The organism is Acidobacteriota bacterium (assembly GCA_040754075.1).
In the GTDB taxonomy this organism is placed as follows: Bacteria; Acidobacteriota; Blastocatellia; order UBA7656; family UBA7656; genus JBFMDH01.
In genome coordinates this window covers 140,950-153,340 of record JBFMDH010000016.1, presented here as the reverse complement: position 1 = coordinate 153,340, position 12,391 = coordinate 140,950, and the positions used below count along the sequence as shown (strand labels likewise).

At 49.5% G+C, this 12,391-nt stretch carries 9 protein-coding genes and 1 riboswitch; of the genes, 4 read left to right on the top strand and 5 right to left on the bottom strand.

Annotation, left to right across the window (positions count from 1 at the left end; all coding sequences use genetic code 11):
* The first annotated feature begins 125 nt into the window (after nucleotides 1-125).
* Complete coding sequence (locus tag AB1757_18045; GenBank protein MEW6128945.1) at nucleotides 126-533, top strand: GIY-YIG nuclease family protein; 408 nt, start codon at nucleotides 126-128, stop codon at nucleotides 531-533.
* A gap of 343 nt (nucleotides 534-876) precedes the next feature.
* Here AB1757_18045 and AB1757_18040 read toward each other — a convergent pair whose 3' ends face one another.
* The 4 genes from AB1757_18040 to AB1757_18025 form a co-directional block, all read right to left on the bottom strand.
* Nucleotides 877-2,304: a cytochrome c gene (locus AB1757_18040; GenBank protein MEW6128944.1), complete on the bottom strand. Its 1,428-nt coding sequence runs from the start codon at nucleotides 2,302-2,304 to the stop codon at nucleotides 877-879.
* 242 nt (nucleotides 2,305-2,546) lie between these two features.
* Nucleotides 2,547-3,005: a transposase gene (locus AB1757_18035; GenBank protein ID MEW6128943.1), complete on the bottom strand. Its 459-nt coding sequence runs from the start codon at nucleotides 3,003-3,005 to the stop codon at nucleotides 2,547-2,549.
* Nucleotides 3,006-3,334: 329 nt separating this feature from the next.
* Nucleotides 3,335-4,138, bottom strand: coding sequence for an alpha/beta hydrolase (locus AB1757_18030; GenBank protein MEW6128942.1), 804 nt, complete (start codon nucleotides 4,136-4,138; stop codon nucleotides 3,335-3,337).
* A 16-nt stretch (nucleotides 4,139-4,154) separates the two neighbouring features.
* Nucleotides 4,155-6,389: a caspase family protein gene (locus AB1757_18025; protein MEW6128941.1), complete on the bottom strand. Its 2,235-nt coding sequence runs from the start codon at nucleotides 6,387-6,389 to the stop codon at nucleotides 4,155-4,157.
* Nucleotides 6,390-6,509: 120 nt separating this feature from the next.
* Here AB1757_18025 and AB1757_18020 point away from each other — a divergent pair, with 120 nt between their 5' ends.
* Entirely contained in the window at nucleotides 6,510-7,229 is a 720-nt protein-coding gene (locus AB1757_18020) for a uracil-DNA glycosylase (protein ID MEW6128940.1), read from the top strand.
* 64 nt (nucleotides 7,230-7,293) lie between these two features.
* Here the strand turns inward: AB1757_18020 and AB1757_18015 are convergent, their stop codons facing one another.
* Nucleotides 7,294-9,501: a PKD domain-containing protein gene (locus AB1757_18015; GenBank protein MEW6128939.1), complete on the bottom strand. Its 2,208-nt coding sequence runs from the start codon at nucleotides 9,499-9,501 to the stop codon at nucleotides 7,294-7,296.
* Between the two features lie 167 nt (nucleotides 9,502-9,668).
* Nucleotides 9,669-9,892: riboswitch (cyclic di-GMP riboswitch) on the bottom strand.
* 546 nt (nucleotides 9,893-10,438) lie between these two features.
* Between AB1757_18015 and AB1757_18010 the strand changes: the two genes are divergently transcribed.
* The gene (locus AB1757_18010) at nucleotides 10,439-11,110 is read left to right on the top strand and encodes a hypothetical protein (protein ID MEW6128938.1); all 672 of its coding nucleotides are present in this window, start codon (nucleotides 10,439-10,441) and stop codon (nucleotides 11,108-11,110) included.
* Between the two features lie 51 nt (nucleotides 11,111-11,161).
* A complete protein-coding gene (locus AB1757_18005; GenBank protein MEW6128937.1) occupies nucleotides 11,162-12,358 on the top strand; it encodes a thiamine pyrophosphate-dependent dehydrogenase E1 component subunit alpha in 1,197 nt (398 codons plus the stop codon).
* Nucleotides 12,359-12,391 lie beyond the last annotated feature (33 nt).

Sequence of the window (12,391 nt, the reverse complement as noted above, 5' to 3'; positions counted from 1 at the left end):
GGTCATCTGATCTAAAATCTGGTTGACGAAAGTCATAAGCCAATCTCCGATTGTCTGGTGTCTGGAAACATCCATTTAATCGGTATTGGCTTATTTTTTCATCTCATTTTTTGTCCGAACCATTGATGAATGAAAGAAAAAAGGAATTGAAGAAAAGCTATCAGCAGAGCGACAAGCCTATGGGAATTTATCAAATTCGCAATCAAGTGAATGGGAAAATATTCATCGGCTATGCGCAAGACCTGCAAGCCATATTCAACAGCAACCGCTTTCAATTGAAAATGAATGGGCACACCAACAAGGCTTTACAAAAAGAATGGAATGAATTCGGTGAAGTTGCTTTTGTCTTTGAAATTCTCGATGAACTCAAACCTAAACCCGGACAAAGCCCGAATTATCTAAGTGAATTAAAAGAGCTGCACCAGTTATGGCTCGACAATTTAGAACCTTACGGTGAAAAGGGTTATCACGCCAAACCGATCAGCCGTGAAGAGCGATTGGCAATGATGGCTAAAAACCGCGACGGCAATTGAGATTGCTGAGTCGTCATCGCATCCGGCGACTTGTCGAATTGCGCTTTTGTCGAACCCCTTGGTCGTTCACCTGGCGAGTTTTGCAACTGTTTGCGCCATCCCAATTTTAGGCTTCATCCGCTGACTCGCGTGCGATTTTTTGCAGATTAGTTTGCGATGGCGTTTATCTTGAACCGGTTGAAGCGCGGTCAAAGACCGCTTCCTCAACATCCCCTCAGTCAGTTTAGTGGCAAGGCGCTCTATGGTAATTGATTATCTCCATAAAAAATAAAGCGGCTCCGGGGTGAGCGAGCCGCTTTTATAAACCATTCTGTTCTGTCGGGTCAGGGGTGCAAATTTGATTTCAATTTTTCGATACTGCTGAGCGACCGGCTTCGGTTTTCGGCGCATTCAATACATTTGCGTCAACCGTGTAATCGACAAAACCGATCATCATTTCATCGTAAGTCGGGTCGCCAAACCGCACAGGTTTGGTCGGGTCAGGGTTAAATTTATTTTTTGCCGAATTATCGAAATGCGCAACCACTTCGATGCGCGTTCCCGCAGGTACAGATTTCGGAGTTTTCAGATAATAATTGGTCTGCCAGTTAAAACTATAACCGGGCACATTGATTAAAATCTCCGAACGCCCGTCGGGATAAACGGCAGTAATTTTCATGTCTTTGCCGCGCAGGTGCATATGCGGCATCAACCCGTAAATATGCGCGGCATGTTTGAAGCTAAAGCAGGCATTGACTTCGTGATTGGCTGCGCCCGGCGGAATTTGAAAATGGTAATTGGTCACCATTTGCGTATGCACTTCTCTTACGGGCGGGGTTTTGGCGAAATAGAGTCCTACGCTTGAACGGTCTTTTTCAACCTTGCCGGTGGTTTTTGAATAGTGCATCTGCAAAACCACGGTTGCGCCTTTCGGAAGTTTTTTGGCAACTCCGATGGGCCATTCAAAAACTTCGCTTCCCGGCGCTTCGCCACCAAGCATACCTTGTGATTCGTCTCTGCCGGTTCCATCCATGAAAATTCCTGCGCCGCCTTCGGGGGTCGCGCAACCGTTATCAAAGACCGGGGCTTCGGGTTTGGTGCGCATCAATGAACCTTCTTCCTTGAAGATAACTTTCGCCATCATGCGTTCGATCATCTCTTTGGTTGGCGAGAAAGCATTCTTTTCGGCTTTCTTTCGCGGCGGTTGCACAAAAGCGATGATGTGATGCACAACTTTGCGATTGCCGGGAATGGATTCAACCGCCTGCACCCATTTGTCTTCATCAAAATTGGTCGGGATGAAAAAGTATTTGTATTCGTCAGTGCCTTCGGCGCTCAGGGTATACTCTTCAGGCATAGTCAATATGGCATCGGGTGTGCCTTTGCGCCATTTATCGTTGAACTGCGGCGCGGGTGGCAAATCTTTGGGATTGCCTTCTTTTGCGCCGCTGTCAACCCAGGCAACGATGGTATCGATCTCTTGCTTAGACAGTCTGCGGTCATTTGAAAATTCACCATGCGCGGGGTCTGCGTGCCAGGGCGGCATCTCCTTGGAGATGACTTTTTCTTTAATGGAGCGCGCCCACGGGCGAACCTCTTTATAACTGGTCAGGGCAAAGGGAGCCATATCTCCGGTGCGATGACAGGCGACACAATTGTCATTAAAAATTTTGGCGACATCTTTCGTGTACGTTACATCTTTTACTTTGGTGTTGTTGGCGCTTGTCTGCGAGTTTGCAAATAAGAACGCAACGATTATTAAGGCAAAAAAACCAAAAACCAACCTTTTCATTGACCTGCTCCTTATTGTTGAGTGATTTGTTCCGAGCAATCGTAAACGATTACGAAGATACCATAAGGCAGGTTCCGATTGAATTGAAAATTTTTCAGATTTTGTTATCTCATCACTGGGAACGCGGATGTCCACATCCGCAGATTTAACTGGCGTACATTAAGGCAAAGTAGAATAGTCGGCAATCATTTGTCTGGAATATCAGAACCGGCGGATATGGATATCCGTGCTCGTGGTTTTATTTAATCCCCTTTATATTTTCTCCATTGTGCGCTGCTGAAAACCCAGTCCACGGGTTTTCCACATAATCGCGATTTGACCGGATTGTTCTCAATGTAGGCAATGGCATTTGCAAGATGCTTTTCATCGCGTATAAAGCGGTCGAAATAATCTTCCATCCAAAATGCCCCTAGACGTTGCAAAGTTCGGTTCGCCATGCGAGCCGTATAACCTTTGAAGAATTTCAGAATTTGAGAAAGTTCATACCCGGCATTGGGAGTGAATAAAATATGGAGGTGATTGGGCATCACTACCCAAGCCAATAATTTGTAGCGCTTATTATCAAAATCCAGTAATGAATTTTGAATAATCGTAGCGATACGTGGGTCTTTCAAATAACAATGCCCATAACCTTGGTCAAGGTAAGCTTCAACACGTTTATAAAGTAATTCTTTGGCTGCCTCTGGCGATTCACTTGGCAACTCCAATCGCCATCGGTCGAGAACTACTTGTGGCAAAGAATCCTGCAACCGCAAATTAATGGTTTGAGCTATCGCACCGCCGTCGAAATGCGGTAAATAACCGCGACTATGCCAACCTCTGGGCTGAGAAATTCTCATAAGCATTTGTTATTAACATTGCGCAGATGTAGACATCTGCCGACTTAGACATTATGAACAGATAGGTTCACTGATTTGGCTATTCCCTTCATCTACGCCAGTCTGAAGTCTGCGGATGTGGACATCCGCGTTCCCGGTAAAAATATTCGACGGCTTGCTAAAGCCGGTTTCATCTAAAATGGTTTATTGATTTAAGCAAGGGTTTCCTGAAAAAACCTTGCAGCGATTTGAATCGTTTCATCGGCGGCGGCGCGTTCACTGTGCGGACTGTGTTTGCCGTCTTCGATAAGGCGAATCGGAATGTGCGGCAATTGTTTTGCCACCTGCGCGAGTTCATCGGCTTCGGTGCGCGGGTCTTGTTTTCCGTGAATAAACAAAGCGCGATTGCTAATCTCCGAAAGTCTGCCGTCATATAAATCGTGCTTTTCATGTTCGGCGCGGTCGGCAATTTCTACCCAGGCATTGCCGTTCATCTCAATCAACTGCAACCAGTAATCTGCGCCGTGTTCGTTTTGCAAAACCTCAACCACCCGTTCGCCGAGTTGCATCGGGTCATGCATCATGGTTTCAAAAAAGCCGCGTGACGCAGGCTTCACCCGGTAATAATGAAACGCTTCAAAGATGATGCCGTAGAAACGTTCCGGTTGCAGAAGCGACATCCAGACGGCAATCACAGACCCGTCGCTATGCCCCCAGAGAAAAGTTTTTTCAATGCCCTGCGCGTCCAGAAAATTAATCATCTCCTCAGCCGCGTGACGATGAAAATCCCAATCCATCCTGGCGATGCGCTCAGACCGCCCATAGCCTGAACGGTCTGGTATCAAAATACGATAATCGTTTTTGAGCGCATCAATCTGTTTATCGAACGGGTAAATGCCGTACCCCCAACCACCATGCATAAACAGCAAAGGCAGGCCTTCGCCGGTTTCACGATAAAAAAGCTGCGGGTTTTCGCGTCTGGCAAGCGGTGAATGCTTGAGCGTTATCAATGGCAAAGGTCTTATCTTCTCCTTACGGTTTCTTTTTCGGGAAGGGCAATTTCACGCCGCCCGGCAAACTGACGCCGCTATCGTTTAACACGTTACGCAATTCCGATGGCAGATAACTCTGCATGCGATAAGCCACGCCGCTATCTTTCAAAACCTGCATGGCATATTTCAAGGTCGGGTCATAATCGCGGGCTTCGGTTTCATGTCCTTTACCGGCTGCGGCAATCTCTTTGCCTTCTTCGCCGCCGACCTGCTGCCCCTTTTCAACATAAAGCGCCGAAAGCGCCAAATGATTGCCCGCCATCTCGCCGGAATTATTGGTCTCCGTGCGATAGCCGGTCGCGACATTGTATTCGTGAATCGCCTGATCGGTGTTGCCCATCGCATGATGACAATAAGCCAACTCGCGATGCGCTTCGTAATAATCCGGGCGTAGTTCAAGGGCTTTATTGAGTTGCGGCACCGCCTGTTGATATTGCTTCAATAAACGATAAGCGAACCCGACACCGAAATAGGCTTCGGCATCATTGGGCGCAATCGTTGAGGCGCGAACGAAAGCCTGTGGGGCTTTCTGGCGATCTTTCTCATCAATCAAATAGGCATAACCGAGCGCCATTTGCGCTTCAGCTTGAGCTGGCGCTTTCTGGGTGAGCGTTTCGGCTGTCTTTACAGCCTCTTTGCGAGCGTCTTTCTGCTTGATGGCTTTATCGGGTCGCGCATTCGTCGATTGATCCTGAGTTTCCAATGTCCTTGCCCAGATGCTCAAGGCTTTCACGCGGCGCGCTTGCAATCCGACATTATCGGCAAATTTATTGGTCGCGGTTGAAAGCAAATCCACCGCATCGCGGAAACGCCCGGTTTCCAGATAAACATTTGCCAATCGTTCATAGGTCGGGGCGGAATTGGCATCTTCCTGCAACGCCATTTCGTATGAAGCAACCGCCTGCGGCATCAACCCCTGCGCTTCAAACTTCACGCCTTTTTCATAATTGGCATTCGCGGCAACCGGTTTCAAAGTAATCGCAACCTCCTGGTGAACCCCGGGCAATACGGTGATTTTCGATTCGACCGCTTGAAAGCCCTGACGTTCGGCGCGAATGGTGTATTGTCCCTGCATCAGTTCTTTTTGAATATTGCCCGAACCCAAGGCTTCACCATTGATGGCAATTTTCGCGTCTTCAGGGGTAGCAACCAGATTGACGATACCTTTATCGGTGAGCGGTTGAACCGCTTTGGCAAGCGAAGCGATTTTAAAAATCACCATCGTGCCGCGCACATCTGTCGCAACCATAGTTGGCGTTTGGTCAATTTCATACTTGGCGGTTTGTTGAAAATCGTTTGCCCATTTGCGAACATTTTCGCGCAAATAGGCGGCAAGATTTCCGGCTTCGACGCGCCCGTCGGGTTTATTGGCGAGGTCTTGAATGCCCGCGAGTATGTAATAGGTGAAAACTCCGTGTTCGAGTTTGGCGTCTTCGTAAGCGCGTTCGCCGACCTGACAGGCATAAAAGACAATCGAAGTCGGCGGCGGCAAATCCGCCGGACGATTTTCGCCTGCGGTAATGCGTATGCCGCGCGTCATCACATCGGTCATGGTGTTGCCCTTGATGCCGCGACCGGGAAACGGGTCTTCGCGACAGGCATCCAAAAAGATGGTGAATTGCGAAGCTTTCAAGGCGCTCAGGTGTCTCGATAATTCGCCAAGTTCCAATCCCGTGCGTTCCAGCGATTCTTTGCTCGAGGCATCAACATCAACCGGCAGGTAATAACTTTTCGCTTGTACGCCAAGCCCGCGAGCAATGCCGTGTCCCGCTAAAAAGACGATGACCTGATGATTGGCTTGCACACGCGGCAATAAATACTGGTCAATTGCCGCAAGGATATTTTGTTTCGTAGCTTGACCGGCTCCCTGTTCGTCATCGGTGAGTAACTTGATATGGTCATCGCGAAAATTCGCGGTTTTGACCAGCATGTCTTTGATGGCGCGCGCATCTTTGTTGGGAAATCCGAGTTTTTGAATTTGTCCGGGATAATTGCTTACCCCGACAATGAGCGCCCATTGGTCATCAGCGCCAGCGGGTGGTTTTGCCGCTTGTGGTTTAGCGTCTACATTCGGATTTGCCGGTGGTGGTGTTTGCTTCTGCGGCTGTGGTTTTGATGGTTTGGTTTTCGGTTTGCCTTTTTGTTGCGCAAGACCATTTCCGATTTGCGCCAGTAACAGGAATATTAAAAGAGAGTAAAAAATTTTTCGTCGCATAGTTGCCCCCTAAATTGGAAATGCCTGAAGTAGTGAACTATTCAGGCGGTTTCAACGCAATGAAAGGAATATGGTATGCTCTCGGTTTTATTGCGTCAATTATTTCATTTCGATTAACCGATGTCAGCAAAACCGTCAAAGAGACAAGCGATAAACCTGTTACAACGAGAGATTATCAGTTGTGCGCGTTGTCCGCGACTGGTTGCGTGGCGCGAGCAGTGCGCCCGCGAAAAAGTAAAACGCTTTCAACAGGAAGATTATTGGGGAAAACCCGTGCCAAGTTTCGGAGACCCGCAGGCACGACTCTTAATTGTCGGACTCGCTCCGGCGGCGCACGGCGGCAATCGCACCGGGCGCATGTTTACCGGCGACCGCAGCGGCGACTGGCTCTATCGCGCGCTCTTTCGCGCAGGCTTTGCCAATCAAGCCGAATCGATTAACAAAAACGATAAGCTCGAACTAACGGACTGTTACATCACCGCGATGGCGCATTGCGCGCCGCCGGATAATAAACCGACCACAGAAGAGATCAATCATTGTCGCCCGTTTTTATTACGCGAATTTGAACTGATGCCGCAGGTAAAAGCGATTATCGCGCTCGGTCAACTGGCATTCAAAGCGTCCATCTCTACCTTCAAAGCTCTTCATCCACAGGCAAAAATTAGCGGAGCGCATTTCGCACACGGCGCAGAGGTGTCGCTAAATGACAATCTCCGACTTCTCGCCTCGTATCATCCGAGCCAGCAGAACACCTTCACCGGCAGATTAACCGAAACCATGCTGGATGCGATCTTTCATCGCGCCCGTCAAATCATTGAAAATGCCGATGCCGAAAAATAAAAAATCGGCTGATGCTCATCAGAACATCAGCCGAAAAGAGAAGATTTTTTATGAGTGATGATTCCTAATTTTGTCTTGCTGCCTTTTTCGCCTTCACTTTCACAATCGTAAAGTTTTTGGCGCTCATATCCTGTCCGGTGCCTCTTGGCCCATAAACTACCACCCGAATGCGCACCGCTTTACATTTCACATTCGGCACCGTCCAGTTCAATGAGGTTATGAATTCATAGCTGTTGATAATGTCAATCCAGGTCAACCCACCATCAAGCGAATAGGCGACATCGGTTCTGCCAAGTCCTGTACCTGTGGCTGTCCATTTAATGGTATAGACCGAACCACCATTAATCACTTCGCCACCATCAGGCGTCACCATATTGATTACCGGTTCCTGAAACACTTCATCGGTTACGGTAATCGTCACTTGCGTTCCAGCTTGTGCGCCGAGGTTATCTCTAACCACCACGCGCGCAGTGAATGTACCAACGGTTTGATAAACGTGCGTCGGTGACGCTTCGTTTGAGGTTTGCCCGTCTCCGAAATCCCAACTATAAGCCACCACCTGCCCGTCTGGGTCAGCGGCGGTTGTTCTGAAGGTAACGGACAACGGCGCAGGTCCATTGGTTGATGAAGGGATGACGCTTACAGTTGGCGGGCGATTGGCTGGCGCGCTTGCAGTAATTGTCACCGTTGCGCTGGCGGTTGCGCCTTGCGGGTCGCGCACCGTACAACGCGCCGTGAAGCTTCCGGCGGATTGATAGACGTGCGATGGATTTGCAGTTGCTCCGGTCGTGCCATCGCCGAAATCCCACGCATAAGTTAATGCCTGACCTTCGGGGTCAGCGGCAGTTGATGCAAAGGCGACATTGAGCGGCGTGGTTCCGGTTGTTGGTGTCGCGTTGATGGCAACGGTCGGCGGCAGATTTGCGGCTCCACCCGATGCCATTTTTTCATGAGCGCCGATGTCGAAAGCCGCGCCTTGCGGACGCGCCTGTAACCTGTAATCAAGCGGATTATCAAGCACCTCGCCCCGGTCAATTGCAGGGCTTCCGGCAAAGGGTTGGCACAGGTTGTTGTGATCAAGCATGGGGTCTACGACTACCGAACGCCCATCTACATTCATGCCGACCTGCCATTCAGCGAAACTTTCCCAATAAAAAGTTCGGGCTGGCGATTCAAACGAAAACCGGTACGTTCCACCCGCCGGTTTGTAATAGATATTGGAATTTGCTCCAAACCCGCTGCCCGGATTGATGACGAAAACCATCGGGCGATTGCTGTTTACGACAACGATGTTATTTCTGAATTTCGCATTTTCCGCTGAAATATCTCTTGAATTGGTGACGCAATAGAGACCCGCGTGAAATACTTTTGCAACATCAAAGAGCGTATTATTTTCAAACCGCACATTTGAACCCGAATAGGTTCCGATGCCCGCGCCATTGGTGGAAATCACCACGTTATTGCGACAAATGGAATCGCGGCATTCATAAGGCGTGTTATCGCGCATAAATTCGAGGTCGGTATCCTGACCGAGTAAAATGCCTGCGTGACCGGCGCGTTCGACACGGTTGCGTTCAACGATGCCATTTTTCGCGCCGCCTTTCAGATAGACGCCACAGGTCGCAGTATCGTGTATGTAGTTTTCGCGAATGGTTACGCCAAGCGAACCGATGGAATCGATGCCTTCGGCATTTGACGCATCACGTACACCGGATGGGCCGATTTCACATTTTTCAATCAAGAGGTTATCGGCGTTGAAAGTTTTGATGCAATCGCGTCCACTGCCTCCGATTTTGCAATTGCGCAAAACGCAATTGAGATTCGATTCAATTTTCACGGCATAGTAATAACCGCCGCGCACTTCGATATTCATTAGCGATTGATTATCGGCAAGCAGAAACAAAACATAGGATAGATTGGCTTCATCTGTGGTGCTCGCACTGATAATGGCGTTTTCTCCCGGATAAGAAGAGATTGCGATTCCCGCTTTATCAAGCCAGAGGTAACGGGTTTGCGTATAGGTGCCGCCACGCAGATAAATCGTATCGCCGGGAGCGGCAAGTTCGTGCGCTTTTCTGAGCGTCGCGACCGGGGCGCTGAGGCTACCCGAATTGGCATCATTGCCGGTTGTTGATACATACCAAATCGCAGCGTTGGCTTCCTGAACTGCAACGCCACCAAAGAAAATCGTCAAAAAGGCAAAGAACAAAAAGGTCTTTTTATAGTTATCCATCTCTCTTTTCAACCCCACTGCGTCGGTTACTTCCTGCATTGGCTCAACAGACGTGGGGCGTCACGAGACACAATTCAGGTAAGTCAGACGCTCGCTCGCACACCGCTCACCGACATCCGAACGTGTGTGATCTGAGCTATCGACTTAGGGACTTTCCTGCTTATTTTTCAGGTGAGATGGAACCATTAGGGAAGGATGCATCTCACTTCGGCAGCCAGACATCCTTCGGGAAGGCAAAAGGCAAAAGGCAAAAACCAAAAGGCAAAAATGCGATTGGTAATGCCAGCCTGAATGTGCAATTGCGTGAAAAGACATCAGACAAGGTGAGCGGTTATGATTTTTACCTTTTCACATTTGCCTTTTGCCTTTTGCCTTCACCGAGGCCTTGGCTTTGCGACCCAGGATCACTCCTGGTGTGCCTTTTTCGGTGAAACCAAACGTGCGCCTTCTTACGTGTGGGGTAGAAACACCTAAACTGCCAAAGAAGTTGCACGCCTTGAGCATTTCGGTAACAGAGTGTGAATGAGTTTGCCTTTGCCTCAAGGGAGAATGGCAAAGGATTCGACCGTCTGTTGCAACCGAAAACCTCAAGTTAATTTAAGGAAGAGCTTTTATTTAACTGCCCTTCTTCAAAGAACTGACAGAGCGCTTTCAACTTTTTATGATCAAAGCGAAAAGCCCGGGTGGCTTTTCACGAATGAATAATTGCAAGGTTTGTGCCGCCCGAACGGGGTAACAAATTTGCAAATTTTGCACGTTCAATTTTTTAAAAATATCCACCCGTTGTTGTCATCAGGCAAACTGACGGCTGAAAAAGGCGGGTTTTCAAAGGCGAAGGGCAAGCTTCTTCAATACACGAGTTAAGCAGGTAAGCCCGGCTTCTTTGAGGTCGTTAATCCTGCGCGAGGTGACGAAATCCGCTGAACGTGTATAATTATTTTTCAATTTTTCAATCTCAAAACTGGTAAAGGTGTTTATGGCAAAAGCTAAAACGACAGACGAAACTCAAGAAGAAAATCCGAAAAAAACCGTAGCTGATAAAAAAGCGAAAAAAGCAGACGAGGGTAACGAGGCAAAATCTCAGGCGGGCGAAAAGAAAGCCGGGTCGCGAAAACGCGCTGCGAAAAAAGCAGCGGCAAGCGAAGCGGAAGTCGGTGCAACTGCCGCTATTGAAGCCGCAACCGAAAGTCCGGCAACCGTGTCGCCTGCGGCTTCGGCTCCGAGCACACTCGATGGGGTGGCGTTGCCTGCGGCAAACGGCAATGCCGGTGTGCTTGGCGGACCGAAAGATCGCGGACTCAAACCCGATGATAAACTTGCGCTACCCGTAGGCAAGCATTTCACCTACGAGCGGGTGCGCAGCCTGAATCCCAAGAGTTTTTACTGTGCGATGCGTTGGGATTACAAAATTCTCAACAAGAGTCCCGAAGAAGCCAAACGTTGGTGGGCAAACAAAAAACTGCTGGTCACCAATCCGGCAAACGGCAACAAGGTCGTGGTGCGCGCCGTTGATTTCGGACCGCACGAAACCACAGGCTTGACCATTAGCTTATCGCCGGGCGCGCTTGATGCATTGGCATTGGAAATCGGCGGCGAGGTGCAAATCGAATTCGCCGACCAGAAAGAACCCGTAGGCAGTAAGCAGTAAGCCATAGGCAGAATTTCTTAACTGCCTACTACCGCCTACTCTTGAATAACTATGATTCGTTATCCGGCATACGACCCGCCAGAATATGTAAACTGGCAAGCAGACGCTGCGGTTCTCGCAGAATATTCGGACACTTTAGAACGTGACGCGCATCGGCGCGAAATTATTCGCGCCCTGGAACCGGCAAAACATCTCGCGATTTATGCGGGGCTGCTGCGCAATCGTTTACATGACATCGCGCTGAAACGTTGGGTGATGCAGGGTGTCATTTCCAAAGCCTGGCTCGGTACAGGCGAAGAAGCCACGACCATCGGCGTGGTTCACGCGCTCAATCGCGCCAGCGAACATCAAGCGCATGATTTCGTCGCCCCGATGATTCGCAACGCCGGCGCTTGTCACGAAATGGGGATGCCGCTTGCCGATATGTTGCGCGGCTATCTGGGCACTGCCGATTCGCCAACACGCGGACGCGATTTACACATTGGCGATTTCCGTCATGGCGTCATCGCGCCCGTCAGTCCCGTCGGTGACATCATCGCCGTAACAACCGGCATTGCGCTCTCTTTCAAGTTAAATCGCGAGCCACGCATTGCCGTGACCTGGATTGGCGACGGTTCAACCAAATCCGGTGTTTTTCACGAAGCCATGAATTTTTGCGCGGTTCAACGATTGCCCATGATCGTCATTATTCAAAACAATCAGGTGGCGCTTGGCACACGTCTGGAGCAGCATCATCGCAGCGATTTCGCCCAGTGGCATGAGGCATACGGGGTGCCGGGTCTGACCTTTGACGGCAACAATGTGCTGGATGCTTATGCTGCTGCGAAAATTGCCGTAGATGGTTGTCGAAGTGGCGAAGGACCATTTTTACTGGTCAGCGAAACTTTCCGAATGGGCGGGCACGCAACCCATGACGAACGTGAAGCGCGTCACACTTTCGATGCGAAACTTTTCGAGCATTGGGGCAAACGTGACCCGATTGGCTTGTATGAAAACTATTTGCTGGAAGGGACATTGGATTTAGAAAGCGGTCGCCGCCTGCGTCGCACCAACGCCATGCGCGAGCGCAATGAAGCAATTCTTCGACAAGTTGAAGCGCAGGTTTTAAAAGAGATTGAGCAGTCGGAACAGGATGCTCTTGCAAGTGTGAAAACGCAAAAGCCGGTTCCCGAATCGGCGCGTGAAGGCGTTTACCGGGAAACGCCGAAAGAGTCCGGGCGCAAATTTAAAACCGTCGCTTCCGATTAACCGAAATCTCTGTGGCGCTTGAACGAGCATCTG